Raw genomic sequence first — 23,032 nt, 5'->3', positions numbered from 1 at the left:
GATTTCTGCGCCCTGACAGTGAAGCTGCCCGGGCAACCGGTCGCGCACGCTGACGTCGCGTGGCAACTCCATCCATGTCGGCCCGTTCCGGGCCTGAACTTCGAGCGAGTTTTCCATGAGCATGACTGTCGCAGATTTCATCGTCGAACGCCTCCATGAATGGGGCGTTCGACGCATTTACGGGTACCCGGGGGATGGCATCAACGGGGTGTTTGGCGCCCTGGCCAGGGCCGATGGCAAGATCCGTTTCATCCAGGCTCGGCACGAGGAGATGGCGGCCTTCATGGCCTCGGCCGATGCCAAGTTCTCCGGTGACCTGGGGGTGTGCATCGCCACCTCGGGGCCAGGGGCCACGCATCTGCTCACCGGTCTGTACGACGCGCGCATGGACCATATGCCGGTACTGGCCATCGTCGGCCAGCAGGCACGCAACGCGCTGGGTGGGCATTACCAGCAGGAAGTCGACCTGCTGTCGATGTTCAAGGACGTGGCCGGCGCCTTCGTGCAGCAGGCCAGCTCGCCGGCGCAGGTCCGTCATCTGGTGGACCGCAGCATCCGCACGGCGCTGGGCGATCGCCGGGTAACCGCGATCATCCTGCCCAATGACCTGCAAACGCTGCCCTACGAAGAACCGGCTCGCGAGCATGGCACCCTGCATTCAGGGGTTGGCTACAGCCGTCCCCGGGTGGTGCCTTACGACGATGACCTGCAGCGTGCCGCCGAGGTGCTCAACGCGGGCAAGAAAGTGGCCATTCTGGTCGGTGCTGGCGCGCTGGGGGCGAGCAGGGAAGTGGCGCAGATCGCTGAATTGCTTGGTGCCGGTGTCGCCAAGGCACTGCTGGGCAAGGCGGTGCTGCCCGATGAACTGCCCTGGGTGACCGGCTCCATCGGCCTGCTGGGCACCAAGCCCAGCTACCAGATGATGAACGAGTGCGACACCCTGCTGATGATCGGCTCCGGCTTTCCCTACGCCGAGTTCCTGCCCAAGGAAGGCCAGGCTCGCGGGGTGCAGATCGATATCCAGGCGGACATGCTCGGCTTGCGTTACCCCATGGAGGTCAACCTGCAGGGAGATTCCGCCGATACCTTGCGGGCCCTGTTGCCGCTGCTCGAGCGCAAGAAACTGCGCACCTGGCGCAAGCGCATCGAGCGCTGGACGGCACAGTGGGAAACCACCCTGCAGCGCCGTGCCATGGCCTCGGCATCACCGATCAACCCGCAGCGGGTCGCCTACGAGCTGTCGCCGCGCCTGCCGGATCGCGCCGTGGTCACCTGCGACTCGGGCTCCTGTGCCAACTGGTTCGCCCGTGACGTGAAGATCCGCGAAGACATGCTCTGTTCCCTGTCCGGCGGCCTGGCCTCCATGGGCGCGGCCGTACCCTATGCGATCGCCGCCAAGTTCGCCCATCCGGATCGGCCCGTCGTCGCGCTGGTCGGCGACGGCGCGATGCAGATGAACAACATGGCCGAGCTGATCACCGTTGCCAAGTACTGGCAGCAGTGGCAGGACAAACGCTGGATCTGCGCGGTTTTCAACAACGAAGACCTCAACCAGGTGACCTGGGAGCAGCGGGCGATGGAAGGCGATGCGAAGTTCTCGGCCTCCCAGGACATCCCCAATGTCCCCTATCACCGGTTCGCCGAGTCCATCGGCCTGAAAGGCATCTACGTCGACCGCGAGGAGGATGTCGCCCAGGCCTGGGAGCAGGCCTTCGCAGCGGATCGCCCGGTGCTGATCGAGTTCAAGACCGATCCCGACGTACCGCCGCTGCCGCCGCACATCACCCTGGCCCAGGCCAAGGCATTCGCATCGGCGCTGTGGCAGGGCGACCCCAACCAGGGTGGCATCATCCGCCAGGCGACCAAGCAGGTGCTGGGCTCGATCCTGCCCGGCAAGACACGGCGTTAGTTTACCCGGCACCTGAACTGCAGCGCGTGGCGGTCAGTCAGGTCCTACAGGTCGCAAGGGGGGAAGCATGCTCATTTCGCTGCAGCAACAGGTGGCAGTGGTCACGGGGGCCAGTTCAGGTATCGGCGCGGCGTCGGCGAAAGCCTTGGCACGAGCCGGCGCGGCGGTGGTGGTGAACTACCGGTCCGGGCGCGAGGCGGCGGAACGCCTGGTCGAAGAGATTCACGGCGCAGGCGGCCAGGCCATCGCGGTCGGCGCGGACGTGTCCAGCGAGGATGAGGTCGAGGCGTTGTTCGCCGAGACGCTGGCGGCCTTCGGGCGGCTGGATATCCTGTTGGCCAATTCGGGCATGCAGCGTGATGCACCGACGGTGGACATGAGCCTGGAGGACTGGAACCAAGTGTTGCAGGTCAATCTCACCGGCCAGTTCCTTTGCGTGCGCGCTGCCCTGCGGCAGTTCCGTCGGCAGGGCATACGTCAGGAGGTGTCGCGGGCGGCCGGCAAGATCATCCAGATGAGTTCGGTGCACCAGCTCATTCCCTGGGCCGGCCGCGCCAACTACGCGGCCTCCAAGGGGGGGCTCGACCTGCTGATGCGCAGCGTGGCCCAGGAGGTTGGCGAACAGCGCATTCGCGTCAACGCCATCGCCCCCGGGGCGATCCGTACCGCGATCAATCGCGAGGCCACCGAAGGCGAGGCCGCCGAGTCGCTGCTCGAACTGATCCCCTATGGGCGCATAGGCGAAGCCGAGGACATCGCCAATGCGGTGGTCTGGCTGGCTTCCGATGCCGCCGATTATGTGCATGGCACGACCCTGTTCGTCGACGGCGGTATGAGCCTCTACCCGGAGTTTCGTGACAATGGTTGAGATCGCGGGGCGTCAGATGCCCATCGAAGCCCATGGCATCATTGGCGACATGCGCAGTGCGGCACTGGTCGCCGACAGCGGCTGCGTGGACTTCTTCTGCTGGCCCGACTTCGACAGCCCATCGATCTTCACCGCGCTGCTCGACAGCCCCGAGGCCGGGGTTTTCCAGCTTGCGCCAGACCTGCCCGGGGCGCGTCGGCAGCAGCTTTACCTGCCGGACACCAACGTACTGCAGACGCGCTGGCTGGACGAGTCGGCGGTAGTGGAGTGCACCGATTTCATGCCGATCAACGCCGACGTGGACGCCTATCCGCGTCTGATCCGGCGCATCCGGGTGATCGCTGGCAGCGCGTCGATCCGCATGCGCTGTCGTGTACGTCATGATTACAGCCGTGCCGACACGTTGGCGCGCATGGACGGCGCCGATGTGCTCTTTCACGCGCCCGGCCAGCCGAGCCTGCGTCTGTCGGCCAGCCAGGCGCTGACCATCGACCGGCAGTGCGGCGTTGCCGAGTTCGCTTTGCAGCAGGGCGAGCACGCCGAGTTCGTGCTCGGTGCCGTGGACGATCCACTGGTCGCCGCTGGCGCCTGCGAACATTGTCTGGACGAGACCCTGACGTACTGGAGGCGCTGGATCAAGCAGTCCAACTACCGCGGCCGCTGGCGCGAGATGGTGCATCGCTCGGCGCTGGCACTCAAGCTGCTGACTTCGCGCAAGCACGGCGGCATTCTTGCCGCCGCAACCTACGGCCTGCCGGAGGCAGCGGGCGGGGAGCGCAACTGGGATTACCGCTACACCTGGATTCGCGACGCGTCGTTCACCGTCTACGCGTTCATGCGCCTGGGCTTCTCCGAGGAAGCCAACGCCTTCATGCACTGGGTGCGCGAGCGCGTCGAGGACTGTTCGGCTGGCCCCGCGCACCTGCGCATTCTCTACAGCCTTGGCGGTCAGCACGAATTGCCGGAAACCTCGCTCGATCACCTTGCCGGCCATGGTGGGGCGCGGCCGGTGCGGATCGGCAACGAAGCCCATGACCAGACCCAACTCGATATCTTCGGCGAACTGCTGGACGCGGTGTATCTCGCCAACAAGTACGGCGAGGCGATTTCCCACGATGGCTGGCGGCATGTGGTGGGCATCGTCGATCAGGTCTGTGACAGCTGGCAACGCAAGGATGTGGGCATCTGGGAGATTCGTGGCGAAGAGCAGCATTTCCTGCATTCGCGGCTGATGTGCTGGGTCGCGCTGGATCGAGCCATCCGCCTGGCACAGAAGCGCTCGCTGCCGGCTCCCTTCGCGCGCTGGAACGATCAGCGCCAGGCCATTCATGACGATATCTGGAACAACTTCTGGGACGAGGAGTGCGGGCACTTCATCCAGCGTATCGGTTGCCAGGATGTCGATGGCTCGATGCTGCTGATGCCGTTGATGCGCTTCGTCGCTGCCAGCGATCCGCGCTGGCTGGCAACGCTGGCGGCCATCGAGCGGCAACTGGTGCGCGATGGCATGGTCTATCGCTACCGCACCGACGATGGCCTGCAGGGTGAAGAGGGTTCGTTCGTCGCCTGTTCGTTCTGGTACGTGGAGTGCCTGGCGCGTGCGGGGCGCATCGAGCAGGCGCAGCTGGAGTTCGAACAGCTACTGCGCTACGCCAACCCGTTGGGGTTGTACGCCGAAGAGCTCGACCGGCGCGCCCACCATCTGGGCAACACGCCGCAGGCACTGAGCCACCTGGCGCTGATCAGCGCTGCCAGTTTTCTCGATCACAAGCTCAGCGGTGAACGCACCACCTGGCAGCCCTGAACGCTCGCGCTGCCTGGGCGGGGCATCATGGCCGCTCCTCACGGGCTGCAGGCGACCTGCGCACCGGCAGCACGTCGATGATCTCGATGCCGAGCTGCTGGATCAGTTGCCTCACCGAACCGCCGATCAATCCGGCTCCCTGCGAGCCAGGGTCGGCCGGCAGTTCGGCGCTGAGTACGGTGAATTCCACCGCTTTCATGTTGGGGATGAGGCGGGTGGTAAGGGTCTGGAATCGCCTTTCGCCATGACGCGAATAGATGATCAAACAATCCATGGTCACGATGCCCTGAAATCCGTTGGTGGAGGCAGTGCAGGTCATTCCGCTACGCCGGGGGCAAGGCAGGTATCGATCATCGCTTGGCGCCATGGCCGGTGTGTTTTTCCACGCGGCCATGCAGGCCGGCGCGGTTCGGGTCTTGTGCCCAGAGTCGCAGAATAGGCGATAAAAACGCCTGATGGAAGTTAGCCTGGCAATTGCGACAGTTGCGTGAATGCAGCCTGTCGAACGATGAGTGGCATGGTTGCCGACCAGGCGCGGCGCGGGTTTCTGCTGTGCGGCACAGGGGGCAATCGTGTTTCGATCGGTCAGTTTTTACTCTTCAGGCCGGCCCAGGCCACCGCGCCGAGGATCAGCAGGCCGCCCAACAGCATGCCGGCAGTCGGTCGTGCGCCGAAGATCAGCCAGGCGCCGGCAATCGCGTAGATCGGCTCCATCGCGATCACCACCGCTGCAGTGTGCGTGCGCACATGGCGCAGCGCAGCGATAAACAAGCTGTAGGCGAGCGCCGTGCAGAGCACGCCCAGCGCTGCCAGTTGCCACCAGTCGCGGATGCCGATCTCGGGGATCTCGCCCAGGCATGCGGGCAGCAGCGCCACGCTGATGGCCAGGCACTGCCACCAGCATGACGACAAGCCGTCCGTGGCGCTGGAAAAACGCTTGTTGGCGACCGCGATGGCGGCGTAGCTGGCGCCGGACAACACGCCCCAGAGCAGGCCCTCGGTGGCGCCGTCGCGCAGGTCGAAAGAGGGGGTGACGAGAGTCAGCCCCGCCGAGACCAGCAACACGATCAGCCCGTCGGTGCGGCCCAGGCGCTGGCCGAACGCCAGCCGCTCGATCAGCGCCGTGAAGGCAGGGAACGAGGCGAAGCCGAGGGTGGCCACCGCCACCCCGCCGGTCTGGACTGCCAGGAAGAACAGCACCCAGTGTCCCCCCAGCGCGATGCCGGTAAACAGTAGCTTGGCGATGGTGCCGCCGCTGACGCCCCGCCACGGGCGTAGACCCAGGCACAGGCCGATCACGCTCAGGGTCAGCAGGGCGAACATCGCGCGACCCAGGACGATCATGCCCGTACTGACATTCAGCGACTCGCCGAACAGCGCGGACACGCCAACCAGCAGGGCGGCGCCGTGCAATTGAAGATGGGCGATGCGCTGATTCATGGTTGCCTGGCTGGCTTCTCTGCGGGGGAGAAGCGAGCAGGGTGCCAAGAGCGGATTATCCCGTAAAACGGATTATAGTGTGGCTTGTTATTCGATAATCGAATGGTAAGCCATGGCCAGACAGGATTTGCAGATCGATTGGTTGCAGGCATTCGTCGCGGTGGTCGGCAGTGGCTCTCTGACGGCAGCGGCCGCTGGGCTGGCCCGCTCGCAATCGGCGGTAAGCATGCAGATCAAGAAGCTCGAGGCGGCGGTGGGGCGCCCCTTGCTGTTGCGCGGGCCACGGCACCTGAGCCTGACACCGGCAGGCGAGGAATTGCTCGGGTACGCTCGCAAGCTGCTGCGGGTGCACCGCGAAGCGCTGCTGGCCCTGGGCGGCGCGCGGCTGGAAGGCAAGGTCTCGCTGGGTATCCCCGATGACTACGCACTGGGTTATCTGACCCCGCTGCTCAACGACTTCGCCAGCGGTCAGCCTGCGGTGCAGGTGAACCTGGTGTGCGAACCTTCCACGCAACTGATTCCCCAGGTGGAAAGCGGTGCGCTGGATGTGGCCATCGTCACCCGAGACAGGCCGCAGCGCGGCGCGCTGCTGTTTCGCGAGGAATTGGTATGGGTGGGCGATGCCCGCCAGGAAATCTGGCGGCAAACCCCGCTACCGATTGCCGTGTACGAGCTGGGCAGCCAGGCACGCAACCGCGTGCTCAAGAGTCTCGAAGCACTGGGCCGTGATTACCGGGTGGTCTACAACAGCCCCAGCGTGGCCGGGCAACTGGCGGTGGCGCAAAGCGGCGCGGCGCTCGGTGTGCTGACCCGTTGTTGCGTGCCGGCCAGCTTGCAGGTTCTTGGTGCGGCCCAGGGGCTGCCGGGCCTGCCGATGCTCGATGTGGCGGTCATCCGCAGCCGTACGCCAGCATTGCCGGCACTGGTCGAGGCCCTGCATGAACAGGTGCTGCAGACCCTGCGTCGGGATTTCGACTGATCAACTGAGCTATAGTCGCAGGCCTGTGCGACGAACATCAGCGAGGATCCTATGCACTGTGCAGCACTGGGTATCGAGTATCCGATCATTCAGGCGCCGATGGCCGGCACCGCTACCCCCGCGCTGGCAGCGGCGGTCAGCAATGCCGGTGGGCTGGGCTCCATCTCCATCGCTGCGGTGAAGGCCGAGGCCGGGCGGCAGATGATCGTCGACACCCGCGCCGGCACCCGCAACGCCTTCAACGTCAACGTCTTCTGCCATCGCCCCAGCGTGGTCGATCGCGCCACGGAGCAGGCCTGGCTTGATCACCTGCGGCCTTATTTCGCCGAGTTCGACAGGCCGGCTCCATCGGCCATCGGCGATATTTACAGCAGCTTCCAGAATGACGATGGCCAGCTCGAGGTGCTGCTCGAAGAGCGCCCGCCGGTCGTCAGCTTCCACCTCGGTCTGCCTTCCCAGGAACGTATCGATGCGTTGAAAAAAGCAGGCATCACCCTGCTGGCGTCGGCGACCACGTTGGAAGAGGGCCGGCAGCTGGAAGCAGCCGGTATCGATGTGATCGTCGCCCAGGGGATAGAGGCCGGTGGTCACCGTGGGGTGTTCGACCCGCAGCGCGGCGACCAGGGTATCGGCACCCTGGCTCTGACCCGGGTGCTGGTGCGCCACCTGTCGAAGCCGGTGATCGCCGCCGGCGGCATCATGGACGGCGCCGGTATCGCTGCGGCCATCAACCTGGGGGCCTGCGCCGCACAGTTAGGGACGGCGTTCATCCTGTGCCCCGAGTCTGCCGCCAACGACGCCTATCGGCGCATGCTGAGCAGTGAGCGCGCGCAGGTCACCCAGGTGACCACGGTGATCTCCGGGCGTCCGGCGCGTGGCATCCTCAACCGCTTCATGGCCGAGGTTGGCGCGCCCGGGCATCCGTCGGTACCGGGGTTCGGGATTGCCTACGATGCCGGCAAGCAGCTGATCGCCGCAGCGGGGAAGGCCGGTAATGCCGAGTTCGCCGCTCATTGGGCGGGGCAGGGGGCGGCGCTGGCGCGGGCCATGCCAGCGGCCGAACTGGTTGCGCTGCTGCAGCAGGAGTACCTGGCCGCCAGAGCCTGAGAAGCCGTTCACGCTCCGTTACAGCTCGCGAAGTCGCCCCGCGACCTCGCATGCTGCGAGAAGCTACCGCGAACGAAACGCCCGGCTGGAGATGCTCACGCCATTGCCATCCGGGTCCTTGCTGTTGGCGAACTCGTAGCCCTCGCCATGATGGACCGGGCCGAACTCCAGGCCGTTGCTCAGAGCGCGGCTGCGAAAGGCATCCAGATCCTCGACATCGAAGACCAGCTTGATGCGCGCCTGATTGCCCTTCAGCGATTTGGCAGCACGGTGTATCAGTAGAATCAAGCCGCCGCGGGGGTGGTGCAGTTCGATCACGCCCTGGTCCTGCTCGCCGCTCACGAAACCGAAATGGCGCTCATAGAAGGCGCAAGTTCTGCCCGGATCACTGGCATACAACATGACTCGGGTGCTGGGGGCGTTCATCGGCGAGTTCCTGTCACTGGAGGGGACGGCGCAGCCAGACGTGCAGCCGGCAGGGGAGGATGGGCGATCATCGGCAGCCATGCTGACGCGCCAGAGGCCAGGTCGACCTGAGCAGGCATCATTGGCTCAGGCGATATGCAGCTGCACTTCTTCGATGGCGTCGTGGCGGTCTGGGGACTCGACGCCGGTCAGCTCGCTGATCAGTGCCCATTGCTGATCCAGCTCCTGGCTGACAGCCCCGAGGCGGGTGATCATCTTCGAGGCAGCGGAGCGAACGCCGCTGTCATCGCTGCGCAGCAGGTCGAACGACAGTGCGGTCATCGCGGCCGTCATATGGGTGATCGTGCGTGAGGTGAGGGTGAGCAGTTCGGTGAGCTGTTGTTCTTTCGCTGTCATCTCGTGCTTCCTTGACTGGACGAATCGATGCAGTGCGTTTGGGTGGAGCTGCCTTGGCTGTCATATCCCTGACCAGCACATTGCAGGACGCCGTTCACGAACGAGGGTCGTGATGCGAGCAAAATGATATCACCGTCACACCGGGCGCTTGCAATATGCTGCAGAGGCTTGGATGCAAATAATTTTCATATGTGCGTTTTAAATCCCGAGCGCCCCCTCTTCAGCGGCTCGGGGCGGTATGCGGCGGCGGTTTATGGCATTGCGGCGGTTAAATATCTGCCACCTCGTGCGCCTGGACAGCGGCAACGTTTAAACTGCGCTTCACCGACGCGTTATGCGGCTCGTTTCGCAGGCGTCTGCAGCCTGGGTTGGCGCTGTAAGAAGTTGTCGCATGCCGGCAATGCCGTCCTCCCAGCACCCCCTACAATCTTTCGCATCGCAGGCCCCTCAGGCTCGCGTGTCTCGTCAGGAGAGTTCCGATGTCCGTTCAGCATGACCCGGTGCAACGCGCCGATTTCGACCAGGTGATGGTGCCCAGCTATGCGCCCGCGGCGTTCGTGCCGGTGCGCGGTGCCGGTTCCCGGGTCTGGGATCAAACCGGTCGTGAACTGATCGACTTCTCGGGCGGCATCGCCGTCAATGTGCTCGGCCATGCGCACCCGGCGCTGGTCAAGGCGCTGACCGAACAGGCTACTATCCTGTGGCACGTTTCCAACGTATTCACCAACGAGCCGGCGTTGCGCCTGGCCAAGAAGCTGGTCGAGGCCACCTTCGCCGAGCGCGTGTTCCTCTGCAACTCGGGTGCGGAGGCCAACGAGGCGGCCTTCAAGCTGGCGCGGCGTGTGGCCCACGACCGGTTTGGCGCCGACAAGCACGAAATCATCGCGGCCACCAACAGCTTCCACGGACGTACCCTGTTCACCGTGAGCGTGGGTGGCCAGCCGAAATACTCCGACGGATTCGGGCCGAAGATCCAGGGCATCACCCATGTGCCCTACAACGATCTCGACGCGCTCAAGGCGGCGATCAGCGACAAGACCTGCGCCGTGGTGCTGGAGCCCATCCAGGGCGAGGGCGGCGTGCTGCCGGCCGACCGGGCCTACCTGCAGGGTGCCCGCGAGCTGTGCGATCAGCACAATGCGCTGCTGGTATTCGACGAAGTGCAGAGCGGCCTGGGCCGCAGCGGTCATCTGTTCGCCTACCAGCACTACGGCGTGACGCCAGACGTGCTGTCCAGCGCCAAGAGCCTGGGTGGCGGCTTCCCGATCGCCGCCATGTTGACCACCGAAGCGCTGGCCAGCCACCTGGCTGTCGGCACCCATGGCACCACCTATGGCGGCAACCCGCTTGGCTGTGCGGTGGCCGGCGCGGTCCTTGACGTGATCAATACCCCCGAGGTGCTGGACGGTGTGAAAGCCAAGCACCAGCGCTTCAAGGCGCGCCTCGAGCAGATCGGCGAGCGTTACGGGGTGTTCTCCGGCGTGCGCGGCATGGGCCTGCTGATCGGCGCGGTGCTGTCCGAGGCGTGGAAGGGCAAGGCGCGCGCCTTCTTCGATGCGGCGGCACAAGAGAACCTGATGATTCTTCAGGCCGGGCCGGACGTGGTGCGCTTCGCGCCGAGCCTGGTGATCGAGGACGCCGACATCGACGAAGGCCTCGAGCGCTTCGAGCGCGCGGTGGCCAAGCTGGTGGCCGTTGCCTGACCCGCCTGCTGGCGGCCCGAATGCCGCCAGTGCTCTTGGTCGTCCGACCGCCATGGTCGGTCGGCTCCATGGATGATGGTTCTCGCTGCCGGGGCTGCCGTGCCCGGGCTCTGCTGAAGGAGTGACACCATGCTGGTTATGCGCCCTGCGCGAATGACCGACCTCGCTGAAGTGCAGCGTCTGGCCGCCGACAGCCCGGTGGGGGTCACCTCGCTGCCAGACAATGCCGAGCGGCTGCGCGACAAGATCGCTGCCTCCGAGGCCTCGTTCGCTGCCGAAGTGAGCTTCAATGGCGAGGAGCGCTATTTCTTCGTGCTCGAGGACAGCGAGTCCGGGCAACTGGTCGGCTGCTCCGGCATCGTCGCCTCGGCAGGCTATTCCGAGCCGTTCTACAGCTTTCGCAACGAGACCTTCGTTCACAACTCCCGCGAGCTGAAGATCCACAACAAGATCCACGTGCTCTCGCTGTGCCACGATCTGACTGGCAACAGCCTGCTGACCAGTTTCTACGTCGAGCGCTCGCTGGTCGACAGCGTCTGCTCCGAGCTCAATTCCCGCGCCCGCCTATTGTTCGCCGCCTGCCACCCGGAACGCTTCGCCGAGGCGATGGTGGTGGAGATCGTCGGCGAGAGCGACGATGCCGGCGAATCGCCGTTCTGGGATGCGGTGGGGCGGCATTTCTTCGGCATGAGCTATGCCGAGGCCGAGCGGCTATGCGGTTTGCGCAGCCGGGCCTACCTCGCCGAACTGATGCCCCATTACCCGATCTATGTGCCGCTGTTGCCGGATGCCGCACAGGAGTCCATGGGTCTGGTGCATCCGCGTGCGCAGGTGTCCTTCGACATTCTCATGCGCGATGGCTTCGAGACCGACCACTACATCGACATCTTCGATGGCGGCCCGACCCTGCATGCGCGCACCTCGGGCATTCGCTCCATCGCCCAGAGTGTGGTGGCGCCGGTGGTGCTCGGTGAAGCCGGCGGCGGCGGGCGCCCCTACCTGGTCAGCAACGAACAGTTGCAGGGTTTTCGTGCGGTGATCGCCGAGATGAACTGGGCTCCCGGTCAGCCAGCGCTGCTCGACCCGCTCACCGCTCGTACCCTGGGTGTCGCCGAGGGCGGCCAGGTAAGGCTGGTGGCGGTATGAGGACTGTCATCGGCCTGGTTCGTCGTTTTCCGGAGGCATCATGATCGTACGCGCCGTACGTGCCGGCGACCTGCCGGCGCTGATTGACCTGGCACGCAGCACCGGTACCGGGCTGACCACCCTGCCGGCCAACGAGGCACGTCTGGCCTACCGGGTCGGTCGTGCCGAGAAGACCTTCAGCGGCGAGGCCGAACGCGGCGATTGCGACTACATGTTCGTGCTCGAGGACGATGACGGCCGCGTGCTGGGTATTTCCGCGATCGCTGGTGGCGTCGGCTTGCGCGAGTCCTGGTACAACTACCGGGTCGGCCTCACGGTCTGCGCCTCTCAGGAACTGAACATCCACCGCCAGGTGCCGACGTTGTTCCTGGCCAATGACCTGACCGGCCACTCCGAACTGTGCTCGCTGTTCCTGCATGCCGATCACCGCACCGGCCTGAACGGGCGCCTGCTGTCCAAGGCTCGCCTGCTGTTCATCGCCGAGTTTCGCGAGCGGTTCGGCGAGAAGATCATCGCCGAAATGCGTGGCGTCTCCGACGATCAGGGCCGTTCGCCTTTCTGGGAATGCCTCGGCCGGCACTTCTTCCGCATGGAGTTCTCCCAGGCGGACTACCTCACCGGTGTCGGCAACAAGGCCTTTATCGCCGAGCTGATGCCCAGGTTCCCGCTGTACACCTGCTTCCTCTCCGAGGCCGCGCGCGAGGTGATCGGCCGCGTGCACCCGGACACCGAGCCGGCCCTGGCCATGCTCAAATCGGAAGGTTTCAGCTACCAGGGTTACGTCGACATCTTCGATGCCGGCCCGGCCATAGAGGCGGAGACCGCGAAGATACGCGCGATTCGCGACAGCCAGTTGTTGGTCCTCGCCATCGGTACGCCGGGGGACGATGCGCCGGTGTATCTGGTGCACAACCGCAGGCGAGAAGATTGCCGAATTACCGCGGCAAGGGCGCGCATGGCCGCAGGGACCCTGGTGGTCGACCCACTGACGGCCAGGCGTCTGCGCTTGAGCGTGGGGGATCAGGTACGCGCCGTGGTGTTGGCCGCGCAGGCCTGAGTCCGCGTTTTCGATGTGACCCGGGGCGGCGTGCCGTCAGCCCTGATCGGTGATGCCGCCACAGAGCGGCAGCCGTTACAGATGCAGGACCGTCGCCAGGCGGTGGCCTGTCGAACCGTGAAGCCTGGAGTGATAGACCATGAGCACGCATTACATTGCAGGTCTCTGGCAGATAGGGCAGGGCACTGGCCTGGAATCCCTCGATCCGGTCAGCCAGCAGGTGCTCTGGGTCGGCCGTGGAGCCGATGCCGAGCAGGTGACCGCCGCCGTGGAGGCCGCTCGCCATGCATTTCCGGCATGGGCCGCCGCGCCCTTGACGCAGCGAATCGCCTTGCTCGAACGCTTCGCCGCGGTGCTCAAGGCCAGGCAGGATGAACTCGCCCACAGTATCGGCGAAGAGACCGGCAAGCCGTTGTGGGAGGCCACCAGCGAAGTCGCCAGCATGATCGCCAAGGTGAGCATTGCGGTTCAGGCCCAGGCTGAACGTGCCGGGTACAGGCAAGGCGCACAGGGTGACGCCAGTACGGTTCTGCGCCACAAGCCACACGGCGTGGTCGCTGTGTTCGGCCCTTACAATTTCCCGGGGCACTTGCCCAATGGGCATATCGTGCCTGCCTTGCTCGCCGGTAACTGCGTGGTGTTCAAACCCAGCGAGCAAACGCCGAAAGTCGCCGAGCTGACCGTCCGCTGCTGGATCGAGGCGGGGCTGCCGGCCGGGGTGCTGAATCTGCTGCAGGGGGCGCGGGAAACCGGCGCCGCGCTGGCGGCCCATCCCGGCATCGATGGGCTGTTGTTCACCGGTTCCAGCCGCACCGGCAATCGGTTGCACGCTCAATTCGGCGGCCACCCGGAGACCATCCTCGCCCTGGAAATGGGCGGTAACAATCCGCTGATCGTCGAGCAGGTCGCCGATATCGATGCGGCGGTTTACTGCATCATCCAGTCCGCCTTCATCTCTGCCGGGCAGCGCTGCACCTGCGCACGGCGCCTGCTGGTTCCTGAAGGAGCCTGGGGCGACGCGCTGCTGGCGCGCCTGGTCAGCGTGGCGGCAAGCCTCAAGGTCGGTGCTTTCAACGCCCAGCCAGCGCCGTTCATGGGCGCGGTGATTTCCCTGGATGCCGCCCAGCATCTGCTCAAGACCCAGGCGCGGCTGGTCGACAAGGGCGCGCGGCCGCTACTGGACATGAGCCAGCCGCTGGAGGGCGCAGCCTTGCTGACGGCGGGGATCATCGATGTGACGGCGGTGCAGGCGCGCGCTGACGAAGAGGTTTTCGGGCCGCTGCTGCAGGTGATTCGCTATGCCGATTTCGATTCCGCCATCGACGAGGCCAATGCCACCCGTTTCGGTCTCGCGGCCGGCCTGCTGTCCGATTCCCGTGAACGTTACGAGCGGTTCTGGCTGCGCAGCCGCGCCGGTATCGTCAACTGGAACAGGCCGCTGACCGGGGCTGCCAGCAGCGCACCGTTCGGCGGCATCGGCGCCTCGGGCAACCATCGTCCCAGCGCCTATTACGCCGCGGACTACTGCGCCTATCCGGTCGCCTCGCTGGAAAGCGAGCGCCTGGTACTGCCCGACAGCCTGGCACCGGGAGTCAGCCTATGAGTCGCCCAAGCGCGTCGGCCTGCGAATTGAACATCGACGGCCTGGTCGGCCCGACGCACAACTATGGTGGCCTGTCCTACGGCAACGTCGCCTCGCAGAACAACGGTCAAGTCGCCTCCAACCCCCGGCAAGCGGCTCGCCAGGGACTGGCGAAAATGAAGGCGCTGATGGACATGGGCTTCGCCCAGGCGGTGCTGGCGCCCCAGGAGCGGCCGGATGTTCAGGTACTGCGTCGCTGCGGCTTCAGTGGCAGCGACGCCCAGGTGATCGAGAAGGCGGCACGCGAGGCCATGCCGCTGCTGGTCGCCAGTTGCTCGGCGTCGAGCATGTGGACGGCCAACGCGGCCACCGTAAGCCCTGGCGCGGATACCGCCGATGGTCGCGTGCATTTCACCGCAGCCAATCTGAACTGCAAGTTCCATCGCTCCATCGAACACCCGACCACCAGCCGCGTACTGGCAGCGATGTTCGCTGACGAACGGCACTTCGCCCACCATGCCGCCTTGCCGGCGGTCAGCCAGTTCGGCGATGAAGGGGCGGCCAACCACAGCCGCTTCTGTCGCGATTACGGCGAGCCAGGCGTGGAGTTCTTCGTCTTCGGCCGCAGTGACTTCGATCCGCGTCTGCCGGCGCCGCAGCGTTACCCGGCACGGCAGACGCTGGAGGCTTCCCAGGCGGTGGCGCGCTTGCATGGGCTGAGTGACGCGGCGTTGGTCTTTGCCCAGCAGAACCCTGCGGTCGTCGATCAGGGCGTGTTCCATAATGACGTGATTGCGGTGGGTAACGGCCAGGTGCTGTTCCATCATGAGGATGCCTTTCTCGACAGCCAGCGGGTCATCGGCGAACTCGGCGACAAGCTCGCGCGCCTGGGCGGGCGCTTGCAGCCAGTGTGCGTGCCGCGCCATGCGCTGGGCGTCGAGGACGCGGTACGCTCCTATCTATTCAACAGCCAGCTGTTGACCCGGGCCGACGGGCGTATGCTGTTGGTGGTGCCGGAGGAATGCCGTGGTAATCAGCGGGTCTGGGCCTACCTGCAGACGTTGCTGGGCAGTGACGGGCCGATCGCCGAGGTGCGTGCCTTCGACCTCAAGCAGAGCATGCAGAACGGTGGCGGTCCGGCATGTTTGCGCTTGCGCGTGGCATTGTCGGCAGCAGAGCTGGCGGCCATGAATCCGCAGGTGATGCTCACCTCGGGGCTGTATGAGCGGCTGTTGCAGTGGGTGGATCGCCATTACCGGGATCGCCTGAGCGAGAGCGACCTGGCCGACCCGCAGCTGCTGGACGAATGCCGAACCGCGCTGGACGAGTTGACCCGGCTGCTTGGACTGGGCTCCGTCTATCCCTTTCAATTGATTTGAAGCGACTCGCGTCACGAGCCGCCATTGACCCTGGAGTACCTATGAGCGACGCCCTGCAACTGATCCTCGAAGATAGCGACGGCACCCAACTGGAAACGTCATGCACCCGTTTCGCCGTACTCTGGCAGGGCAAGGAAGTGTGGATCCAGCAGGTCGGCAACGGCCAGTTGATGATCGGCGTCGACGTTGCCGAGGGCGATACGGAGTATGCCAACCTGTTGCTGCGCCCGCTGGCCACCAACCTGGTCAGCCTGGAGCTGGAAATGGAACCCGCCGATGACGGCGCCGGTGACGATCACGTCCATGGCCCGGACTGCAATCACTGAGGAACACCTCATGCTCGCCCTCGGCAAACTGCTCGAACTGACACTGGCTGGCCACGAGCCGGCCTCTAAGATACAGCTGACGCCGGAGGGTACGCGCCTGCGATGGCTGGCCGAGGGGGCACTCGAAGTGACACCGGCTGGTGGCCGCGACAATGGCATGGACCTGCTGCTCTCGGCGGGCATCCATGGCAACGAGACCGCCCCGATCGAGTTGCTCGACAGGCTGCTGCGGCGCATCGCTCGTAACGAACTGCAGCCCCATGCACGTTTGCTGCTGCTGTTCGGCAACCCTCCGGCGATGCGCCGTGGTGAACGCTTCATCGAGCAGGACATCAACCGCCTGTTCAGCGGCTGGCACGAGCTGAGCAGTGGTGCCGAGGCGATGCGCGCCTGTGAGCTGGAGCACCTGGCGGCTTCGTTCTTCGCCGATGCCGAACGTACCCGCCTGCATTACGACCTGCATACGGCCATCCGCGCGTCGCGGATCGAGCAGTTCGCCCTGTATCCCTGGGCCGAGGGACGTCGTCAGTCGCGGCACGAGTGTGCACGCCTGCAGGCTGCCGGTATCGACGCGGTGCTGCTGCAAAGTCAGCCATCGACCACCTTCAGTGCCTACACCTACGCCGGGCTGGGGGCCGAGGCGTTCACCCTCGAGCTGGGCAAGGCAAGACCGTTCGGGCACAACGAGCTGGTCAATCTGGACCGCCTGGAGCTACGTCTGCAAGCCCTCATCGAGGGCTGCGAGCCGCCGGTGGACGAGGCCGCCGCCGAGCACCTGCAACTGTTCGCCTTCGCCCGTGAGGTGATCAAGCACAGCGACGCCTTCGCCCTGCACCTGCCCGCCGACGTGGAGAACTTCACCGAACTGGCGCCCGGCTATCTGCTGGCGGAAGACCTGGCCAGCAGCCGCTGGGTGGTACAAGAGCAGGGGGCACGCATCATTTTCCCCAACCCCAACGTGCACAATGGCCAGCGGGCCGGCATCCTCCTGGTCCCGGCCCAGGCCTCTCTACTGGAATGATGGCATTGCCATCCTTCGTTCATCTGCCCGCACAGGAGTACCCATGCCCATCATCGATCTGCGTAGCGACACCGTCACCCAGCCCACAGCCGGCATGCGAGAAGCGATGCTGGCCGCCGAGCTGGGCGACGACGTGTATGGCGAGGACCCGACCGTCAACCGCCTGGAACACCGCCTGGCGCAGCAACTGGGGTTCGCTGCGGCGCTGTTCGTACCGACCGGCACCATGAGCAACCTGCTGGGCCTGATGGCCCACTGCGAGCGCGGCGACGAATACATCGTCGGCCAGCAGGCGCATACCTACAAGTACGAGGGCGGCGGCGCTGCCGTGCTCGGCTCGATTCAGCCCCAGCCGCTGGACATGGAGCTCGATGGTTCCCTGGATCTGGCCCGTGTCGAAGCGGCGATCAAGCAGGACGACTTCCATTTCGCCCGCACCCGTCTGCTGGCGCTGGAAAACACCATGCAAGGCAAGGTGCTGCCGCTGGAATATCTGGCTGCTGCCCGCGCCTTTACCCGCGACAAGGGTCTGGCGCTGCACCTCGATGGCGCTCGCCTGTTCAATGCATCGGTCAGGCTGGGCGTCGAGGCCCGCGAAATCACCCGCCATTTCGACTCCGTTTCCGTGTGCCTGTCCAAGGGCCTGGGTGCGCCGGTAGGGTCCGTGCTGTGCGGCAGTGAAGCGCTGATCGGCAAGGCCCGGCGCCTGCGCAAGATGGTCGGTGGCGGCATGCGCCAGCCCGGCATGCTGGCTGCAGCCGGGCTGTATGCGCTGGATCATCAGGTCGAGCGGCTGGTCGAAGACCATGCCAATGCCGACTGCCTGGCCGCGGGCCTGCGTGAACTGGGTTACTCGGTCGAGCCGGTGCAGACCAACATGGTCTACGTGCAGATCGGCGAGCGTGCCGGCGAACTGAAAACCTTATGCGCCGAGCGCGGCATTCGTCTGAGCGCCGCGCCACGCCTGCGCATGGTCACCCATCTGGATGTGGGGGGCGATGCCGTGGGCCAGGTGATCGAAGCCTTCGCCGCGTTTCGTGGCTGAGCCTGTTTGGCGGGCGTATTGGGCGGCCCGCTGCCGGGTTGCCGCCAGCGCTGCAGGGCAGTGATTCCCGGCCATCGAGCTGCCGGCAAATAATTCCGCCGATGCCCTAGCCGCGACGGACAAGCCCGATATAATGCGGGCTTTTGCCGGCTTCGCCGTGGCCGCCTGTTTTCCTGGAAAATGCCAATGAAAAGCGCAGAAATCCGTGAAGCTTTCCTGAGCTTCTTCGAAGAGAAGGGGCACACCCGTGTCGCTTCCAGCTCCCTGATTCCGAACAACGACCCGACGTTGTTGTTCACCAACGCAGGCATGAACCAGTTCAAAGACTGCTTCCTGGGCCTGGAAAAGCGCGCCTATACCCGCGCCGCGACCAGCCAGAAATGCGTGCGTGCCGGTGGCAAGCACAATGACCTGGAAAATGTCGGCTATACCGCGCGTCACCACACCTTCTTCGAAATGCTCGGCAATTTCAGCTTTGGCGACTATTTCAAGCGCGATGCCATTCACTTCGCCTGGGAATTCCTCACCGGTGAGAAATGGCTGAAGCTGCCCAAGGAAAAACTCTGGGTCACGGTCTACGCCAGCGATGACGAGGCTTACGACATCTGGAACAAGGAAGTCGGTGTGCCGGCCGAGCGGATGATCCGCATTGGCGACAACAAGGGCGCGCCTTACGCGTCCGACAACTTCTGGACCATGGGTGACACTGGCCCGTGCGGCCCGTGCACCGAGATCTTCTTCGACCACGGCGACCACATCTGGGGCGGCCCGCCCGGCTCTGCGCAAGAGGACGGCGACCGTTACATCGAAATCTGGAACAACGTGTTCATGCAGTTCAACCGCACGGCAGATGGTGTTCTGCACCCGTTGCCAGCGCCGAGCGTGGACACCGGCATGGGCCTGGAGCGCGTCAGCGCGGTCCTGCAACACGTCAACTCGAACTATGAGATCGACCTGTTCCAGAGTCTGCTCGACGCCAGCGCCCGGGCGATTGGTTGCGCCAACGATGGTGACGCTTCGCTAAAAGTGGTGGCCGACCATATCCGCTCCTGCAGCTTCCTGATCGCCGACGGTATCACCCCGTCCAACGAAGGTCGTGGCTACGTGCTGCGTCGCATCGTCCGTCGCGCCTGTCGGCATGGCAACAAGCTGGGCGCCAAGGGCAGCTTCTTCCACAAGATCGTCGCGGCGCTGGCCAGCGAGATGGGCGACGCCTTCCCGGAGCTGAGGCAGCAGCAGGCGCACATCGAGCGCGTGCTGAGAACCGAAGAAGAGCAGTTCGCCAAGACCCTGGAGCAGGGCCTGAAGATCCTCGAGCAGGATCTGGCCGAGCTCAGTGGTACGGTGATTCCAGGTGAAGTGATCTTCAAGCTGTACGACACCTACGGCTTCCCGATGGATCTGACCGGTGACATCGCCCGTGAGCGCGAGCTGACCCTCGACGAGGCCGGCTTCGAGCGCGAGATGGAAGCCCAGCGCGTGCGGGCCCGCTCCGCCAGTTCGTTCGGCATGGACTACAACAGCCTGGTCAAGGTCGACAAGGACACCCGCTTCCTCGGCTACAGCGCCACCGTCGCCAGCGGCGAGCTGCTGGTGCTGCTGCGTGACGGCCAAGCCGTCGATACCCTCAACGAAGGCGAGGAGGGCGTGGTGGTTCTCGACCAGACGCCGTTCTACGCCGAGTCCGGTGGCCAGATCGGTGACTGTGGCTTCCTCGAAGGCCCGGGTGTGCGTTTCGACGTGCGTGACACCAGCAAGGTCGGCGGTGCCTGGTTGCACCACGGCGTGGTCAGCAAGGGCAGCCTTAGCGTGGGCGCTACCATCAATGCCGAAGTGGATGCCTCGGTGCGTACTGCAACCGGGCTCAATCACTCGGCGACTCACCTGTTGCATGCCGCGCTGCGTCAGGTGCTCGGCGAGCACGTGCAGCAGAAAGGCTCGCTGGTGGACAGCCAGCGCCTGCGCTTCGACTTCAGTCACTTCGAGGCGATCAAGCCGGAGCAGCTCAGGGAACTGGAAGAAATCGTCAACCGCGAAGTGCGCCGCAATACGCCCGTGCAGACCGAAGAGATGGATATCGACAGTGCCAAGGCCAAGGGCGCCATGGCGCTGTTCGGTGAGAAGTACGGCGACAACGTGCGCGTGCTGACCATGGGCGACGGTTTCTCAGTCGAACTGTGTGGCGGCATCCACGCCAACCGTACCGGTGATATCGGTGTGTTCAAAATCGTCAGCGAAGGCGGTGTGGCGGCTGGTGTGCGGCGTATCGAAGCGGTCACCGGCGCTGCGGCGTTCGCCTACCTGAATGGTGCGGAAGAACAATTGAAAGAAGCGGCGACGCTGGTCAAGGGCAGTCGCGACAATCTGCTCGGCAAGCTGGCAGCGGTGATCGAACGCAATCGGCAGCTGGAAAAGGAGCTGGAGCAGCTCAAGGCCAAGGCCGCCAGTGCGGCGGGCAGCGACCTGGCCGGATCGGCCGTGGACATCAAGGGCGTCAAGACCCTGGGGGCGCGCATCGATGGTCTGGACGGCAAAGGCTTGCTGGCCCTGGTCGATCAGTTGAAGAACAAGCTCGGCAGTGCGGTGATCCTGCTTGGTGGCGTGCAGGACGACAAGGTCGTGCTGGTGGCCGGCGTGACCCAGGATCTGACCGGCAAGCTGAAGGCTGGCGATCTGATGAAACAAGCCGCTGCTGTAGTCGGCGGCAAGGGCGGTGGCCGGCCGGACATGGCGCAGGGGGGGGGAGTCGATGCGGCTGCACTCGATGGTGCCCTTGCGCTGATCGGTCCGTTCGTCCAGCAGGGCCTCCAAGGCTCCTGATGCAAGCGAGATCAGGCCCCTCGCCATGCCCGGCGAGCGGCCTGGTGTGTGCGGTGTTGTCTGTTTAATGGGCGCCCTTCATGGGCTGAGGCAGCTTTGAAATGGCTTTGATCGTACAGAAATTCGGTGGTACTTCCGTCGGCACCGTCGAGCGCATCGCGCAGGTTGCAGAGAAGGTGAAGACCTTCCGCGAAAAGGGTGACGACATCGTCGTCGTGGTATCGGCCATGAGTGGCGAGACCAATCGCCTTATCGAACTGGCCAGGCAGATCAGCGATGACCAGCCAGTCGCCCGCGAGCTCGACGTGATGGTCTCCACCGGCGAGCAGGTGACCATCGCGTTGCTGGCCATGGCACTGATCAAGCGTGGCGTGCCGGCGGTGTCCTACACCGGCAGTCAGGTACGCATCCTGACCGACAGCGCACACAACAAGGCGCGCATCCTGAGCATCGACGATGTCAATATCCGCGCCGATCTCAAGGTGGGGCGCGTGGTGGTGGTCGCCGGTTTCCAGGGTGTCGACGAGCAAGGCAATATCACCACCCTCGGCCGTGGTGGTTCCGACACCACCGGCGTGGCCCTGGCGGCGGCCCTGAAGGCCGATGAGTGCCAGATCTACACCGATGTCGATGGCGTTTACACCACCGACCCACGGGTCGTACCGAAAGCCCAGCGCCTCGAGAAGATCACTTTCGAAGAGATGCTGGAAATGGCCAGCCTGGGCTCCAAGGTGCTGCAAATCCGCTCGGTGGAATTCGCCGGCAAGTACAACGTCCCGCTGCGCGTTCTGCACAGCTTCCAGGAGGGCCCGGGCACCCTCATTACCCTTGACGAAGAGGAATCCATGGAACAGCCGATCATCTCCGGCATCGCTTTCAATCGCGACGAAGCCAAGCTGACCATCCGTGGCGTGCCTGATCTGCCGGGCGTTGCTTTCAAGATCCTGGGTCCGATCAGTGCCGCCAACATCGAAGTGGACATGATCGTGCAGAACGTCGCGCACGATAACACCACCGATTTCACCTTCACCGTGCACCGCAATGACTACCAGAGCGCCCAGCAGGTGCTCGAGGCCACGGCGCGCGAACTGGGGGCCCGCGAGGTGGTCGGCGACGTGAACATCGCCAAGGTGTCCATCGTCGGTGTCGGCATGCGTTCCCATGCCGGTGTGGCCAGCCGTATGTTCGAAGCGCTGGCCAAGGAAAACATCAATATCCAGATGATCTCTACCTCCGAGATCAAGGTCTCGGTGGTCATCGAAGAGAAATATCTGGAATTGGCGGTGCGCGCCCTGCACACTGCGTTCGAACTCGATGCTCCGGCCCGCCAGGGCGACTGAGGCACCTGCGAAAGGCGCGGTCATTCCGCGCCTTTCGTTCTTTTGGTTGGTGTTGTCGGAACTTTCCTTCCGTCCGTGCTGGTCAATACTTGGGTACTGGGGGTTTCGTCTTGATTCTGCCCGGTGCCTTTCAACCGTTCACAGACTTGTTGTCCGAAATTGAATCCGTAAGGAGAAAGGAATGCTGATTCTGACTCGCCGGGTCGGAGAGACCCTGATGGTGGGTGACGAAGTCACTGTCACCGTGTTGGGCGTTAAAGGTAATCAGGTGCGGATTGGCGTGAATGCGCCTAAGGAAGTCGCCGTCCACCGTGAAGAGATTTACCAGCGCATCCAGAAAGAGAAGGGCGAAGAACCAAACCACTAATTTTTATCGAAATTTTGGTTTGCAAACGGGGAAAACATGTTTATCATGCGCCCCGTGTTGCGGAGAGGTGGCCGAGTGGCCGAAGGCGCTCCCCTGCTAAGGGAGTACACCTCAAAAGGGTGTCGGGGGTTCGAATCCCCCCTTCTCCGCCATTATTTGGCATATCTGGCTCAGGTCAGGTTGGCAAACAAACCAGCGGTGATCTGGTCTAAAAACACCAACGGACTCATAGCTCAGCTGGATAGAGTACTCGGCTACGAACCGAGCGGTCGGAGGTTCGAATCCTCCTGAGTCCGCCATATTGAATGGCTTGCAGC

General features: G+C 64.4%; 20 protein-coding genes and 2 tRNA genes. 18 read left to right on the top strand and 4 right to left on the bottom strand.

Features of this window, described 5'->3' with window-relative positions:
* The first annotated feature begins 115 nt into the window (after positions 1-115).
* From BLR94_RS24525 to BLR94_RS24515, 3 genes are all read left to right on the top strand, one after another.
* On the top strand, positions 116-1,909 hold the full coding sequence (locus BLR94_RS24525; protein WP_084305896.1) for a thiamine pyrophosphate-requiring protein: 1,794 nt from the start codon (positions 116-118) through the stop codon (positions 1,907-1,909).
* 67 nt (positions 1,910-1,976) lie between these two features.
* Positions 1,977-2,777: a glucose 1-dehydrogenase gene (locus BLR94_RS24520; protein ID WP_084305898.1), complete on the top strand. Its 801-nt coding sequence runs from the start codon at positions 1,977-1,979 to the stop codon at positions 2,775-2,777.
* Positions 2,770-4,581: a glycoside hydrolase family 15 protein gene (locus BLR94_RS24515; RefSeq protein ID WP_084305900.1), complete on the top strand. Its 1,812-nt coding sequence runs from the start codon at positions 2,770-2,772 to the stop codon at positions 4,579-4,581. The genes BLR94_RS24520 and BLR94_RS24515 overlap by 8 nt, the downstream gene beginning before the upstream one ends.
* 25 nt (positions 4,582-4,606) lie before the next feature.
* Here BLR94_RS24515 and BLR94_RS24510 read toward each other — a convergent pair whose 3' ends face one another.
* A complete protein-coding gene (locus BLR94_RS24510; protein WP_139207502.1) occupies positions 4,607-4,855 on the bottom strand; it encodes a hypothetical protein in 249 nt (82 codons plus the stop codon).
* Between the two features lie 311 nt (positions 4,856-5,166).
* Positions 5,167-6,021: a DMT family transporter gene (locus BLR94_RS24505; protein ID WP_084305903.1), complete on the bottom strand. Its 855-nt coding sequence runs from the start codon at positions 6,019-6,021 to the stop codon at positions 5,167-5,169.
* A gap of 112 nt (positions 6,022-6,133) precedes the next feature.
* Between BLR94_RS24505 and BLR94_RS24500 the strand changes: the two genes are divergently transcribed.
* Both BLR94_RS24500 and BLR94_RS24495 read left to right on the top strand, forming a co-directional pair.
* Positions 6,134-7,000 (top strand): LysR family transcriptional regulator, encoded by an 867-nt coding sequence (locus BLR94_RS24500; RefSeq protein WP_084305905.1) that lies wholly within the window; start codon positions 6,134-6,136, stop codon positions 6,998-7,000.
* 51 nt (positions 7,001-7,051) lie between these two features.
* The gene (locus BLR94_RS24495) at positions 7,052-8,107 is read left to right on the top strand and encodes an NAD(P)H-dependent flavin oxidoreductase (RefSeq protein ID WP_084305907.1); all 1,056 of its coding nucleotides are present in this window, start codon (positions 7,052-7,054) and stop codon (positions 8,105-8,107) included.
* A gap of 63 nt (positions 8,108-8,170) precedes the next feature.
* Here the strand turns inward: BLR94_RS24495 and BLR94_RS24490 are convergent, their stop codons facing one another.
* Both BLR94_RS24490 and BLR94_RS24485 read right to left on the bottom strand, forming a co-directional pair.
* Entirely contained in the window at positions 8,171-8,533 is a 363-nt protein-coding gene (locus BLR94_RS24490; RefSeq protein ID WP_084305909.1) for a VOC family protein, read from the bottom strand.
* A 126-nt stretch (positions 8,534-8,659) separates the two neighbouring features.
* The gene (locus tag BLR94_RS24485) at positions 8,660-8,929 is read right to left on the bottom strand and encodes a hypothetical protein (protein WP_084305911.1); all 270 of its coding nucleotides are present in this window, start codon (positions 8,927-8,929) and stop codon (positions 8,660-8,662) included.
* Between the two features lie 479 nt (positions 8,930-9,408).
* Here BLR94_RS24485 and BLR94_RS24480 point away from each other — a divergent pair, with 479 nt between their 5' ends.
* The 13 genes from BLR94_RS24480 (at position 9,409) to BLR94_RS24420 (ending at position 23,014) form a co-directional block, all read left to right on the top strand.
* Positions 9,409-10,632, top strand: coding sequence for an aspartate aminotransferase family protein (locus BLR94_RS24480; RefSeq protein WP_084305913.1), 1,224 nt, complete (start codon positions 9,409-9,411; stop codon positions 10,630-10,632).
* A gap of 129 nt (positions 10,633-10,761) precedes the next feature.
* The gene (gene aruF / locus BLR94_RS24475; RefSeq protein ID WP_084305915.1) at positions 10,762-11,778 is read left to right on the top strand and encodes an arginine/ornithine succinyltransferase subunit alpha; all 1,017 of its coding nucleotides are present in this window, start codon (positions 10,762-10,764) and stop codon (positions 11,776-11,778) included.
* Between the two features lie 40 nt (positions 11,779-11,818).
* On the top strand, positions 11,819-12,835 hold the full coding sequence (gene astA, locus BLR94_RS24470) for an arginine N-succinyltransferase (protein WP_084305917.1): 1,017 nt from the start codon (positions 11,819-11,821) through the stop codon (positions 12,833-12,835).
* A gap of 139 nt (positions 12,836-12,974) precedes the next feature.
* The gene (astD, locus tag BLR94_RS24465; RefSeq protein WP_084305918.1) at positions 12,975-14,438 is read left to right on the top strand and encodes a succinylglutamate-semialdehyde dehydrogenase; all 1,464 of its coding nucleotides are present in this window, start codon (positions 12,975-12,977) and stop codon (positions 14,436-14,438) included.
* The gene (gene astB / locus BLR94_RS24460) at positions 14,435-15,796 is read left to right on the top strand and encodes an N-succinylarginine dihydrolase (protein WP_084305920.1); all 1,362 of its coding nucleotides are present in this window, start codon (positions 14,435-14,437) and stop codon (positions 15,794-15,796) included. Before astD ends, astB begins: the two co-directional genes overlap by 4 nt.
* 41 nt (positions 15,797-15,837) lie before the next feature.
* Positions 15,838-16,122, top strand: coding sequence for a topoisomerase II (locus tag BLR94_RS24455; protein ID WP_084305922.1), 285 nt, complete (start codon positions 15,838-15,840; stop codon positions 16,120-16,122).
* Between the two features lie 10 nt (positions 16,123-16,132).
* Positions 16,133-17,143 carry a succinylglutamate desuccinylase gene (gene astE, locus BLR94_RS24450; RefSeq protein ID WP_084305924.1) on the top strand — a complete coding sequence of 337 codons (1,011 nt, stop codon included), beginning with the start codon at positions 16,133-16,135 and terminating at the stop codon, positions 17,141-17,143.
* Between the two features lie 43 nt (positions 17,144-17,186).
* On the top strand, positions 17,187-18,188 hold the full coding sequence (ltaE, locus tag BLR94_RS24445; protein ID WP_084305926.1) for a low-specificity L-threonine aldolase: 1,002 nt from the start codon (positions 17,187-17,189) through the stop codon (positions 18,186-18,188).
* Positions 18,189-18,374: 186 nt separating this feature from the next.
* On the top strand, positions 18,375-21,008 hold the full coding sequence (alaS, locus tag BLR94_RS24440; protein ID WP_084305928.1) for an alanine--tRNA ligase: 2,634 nt from the start codon (positions 18,375-18,377) through the stop codon (positions 21,006-21,008).
* A gap of 101 nt (positions 21,009-21,109) precedes the next feature.
* Complete coding sequence (locus tag BLR94_RS24435) at positions 21,110-22,348, top strand: aspartate kinase (protein ID WP_084305930.1); 1,239 nt, start codon at positions 21,110-21,112, stop codon at positions 22,346-22,348.
* Between the two features lie 181 nt (positions 22,349-22,529).
* Positions 22,530-22,715, top strand: coding sequence for a carbon storage regulator CsrA (gene csrA / locus BLR94_RS24430; protein WP_013792214.1), 186 nt, complete (start codon positions 22,530-22,532; stop codon positions 22,713-22,715).
* 61 nt (positions 22,716-22,776) lie between these two features.
* A tRNA-Ser gene (locus BLR94_RS24425) sits at positions 22,777-22,867 on the top strand.
* Positions 22,868-22,937: 70 nt separating this feature from the next.
* Positions 22,938-23,014: transfer RNA gene (locus BLR94_RS24420), tRNA-Arg, on the top strand.
* Positions 23,015-23,032 lie beyond the last annotated feature (18 nt).

The sequence above is a fragment of the Phytopseudomonas flavescens genome (assembly GCF_900100535.1).
Taxonomy (GTDB): Bacteria; Pseudomonadota; Gammaproteobacteria; order Pseudomonadales; family Pseudomonadaceae; genus Aquipseudomonas; species Aquipseudomonas flavescens.
Note: the sequence above shows the minus strand (reverse complement) of the source record. Positions and strands in the feature narration are given on the sequence as shown.

Coding starts and splice junctions, on each gene's coding strand:
- BLR94_RS24525 (WP_084305896.1), top strand. CDS start 116: ATGAGCATGACTGTCGCAGATTTCATCGTCGAACGCCTCCATGAATGG.
- BLR94_RS24520 (WP_084305898.1), top strand. CDS start 1,977: ATGCTCATTTCGCTGCAGCAACAGGTGGCAGTGGTCACGGGGGCCAGT.
- BLR94_RS24515 (WP_084305900.1), top strand. CDS start 2,770: ATGGTTGAGATCGCGGGGCGTCAGATGCCCATCGAAGCCCATGGCATC.
- BLR94_RS24510 (WP_139207502.1), bottom strand. CDS start 4,855: ATGGATTGTTTGATCATCTATTCGCGTCATGGCGAAAGGCGATTCCAG.
- BLR94_RS24505 (WP_084305903.1), bottom strand. CDS start 6,021: ATGAATCAGCGCATCGCCCATCTTCAATTGCACGGCGCCGCCCTGCTG.
- BLR94_RS24500 (WP_084305905.1), top strand. CDS start 6,134: ATGGCCAGACAGGATTTGCAGATCGATTGGTTGCAGGCATTCGTCGCG.
- BLR94_RS24495 (WP_084305907.1), top strand. CDS start 7,052: ATGCACTGTGCAGCACTGGGTATCGAGTATCCGATCATTCAGGCGCCG.
- BLR94_RS24490 (WP_084305909.1), bottom strand. CDS start 8,533: ATGAACGCCCCCAGCACCCGAGTCATGTTGTATGCCAGTGATCCGGGC.
- BLR94_RS24485 (WP_084305911.1), bottom strand. CDS start 8,929: ATGACAGCGAAAGAACAACAGCTCACCGAACTGCTCACCCTCACCTCA.
- BLR94_RS24480 (WP_084305913.1), top strand. CDS start 9,409: ATGTCCGTTCAGCATGACCCGGTGCAACGCGCCGATTTCGACCAGGTG.
- aruF (WP_084305915.1), top strand. CDS start 10,762: ATGCTGGTTATGCGCCCTGCGCGAATGACCGACCTCGCTGAAGTGCAG.
- astA (WP_084305917.1), top strand. CDS start 11,819: ATGATCGTACGCGCCGTACGTGCCGGCGACCTGCCGGCGCTGATTGAC.
- astD (WP_084305918.1), top strand. CDS start 12,975: ATGAGCACGCATTACATTGCAGGTCTCTGGCAGATAGGGCAGGGCACT.
- astB (WP_084305920.1), top strand. CDS start 14,435: ATGAGTCGCCCAAGCGCGTCGGCCTGCGAATTGAACATCGACGGCCTG.
- BLR94_RS24455 (WP_084305922.1), top strand. CDS start 15,838: ATGAGCGACGCCCTGCAACTGATCCTCGAAGATAGCGACGGCACCCAA.
- astE (WP_084305924.1), top strand. CDS start 16,133: ATGCTCGCCCTCGGCAAACTGCTCGAACTGACACTGGCTGGCCACGAG.
- ltaE (WP_084305926.1), top strand. CDS start 17,187: ATGCCCATCATCGATCTGCGTAGCGACACCGTCACCCAGCCCACAGCC.
- alaS (WP_084305928.1), top strand. CDS start 18,375: ATGAAAAGCGCAGAAATCCGTGAAGCTTTCCTGAGCTTCTTCGAAGAG.
- BLR94_RS24435 (WP_084305930.1), top strand. CDS start 21,110: ATGGCTTTGATCGTACAGAAATTCGGTGGTACTTCCGTCGGCACCGTC.
- csrA (WP_013792214.1), top strand. CDS start 22,530: ATGCTGATTCTGACTCGCCGGGTCGGAGAGACCCTGATGGTGGGTGAC.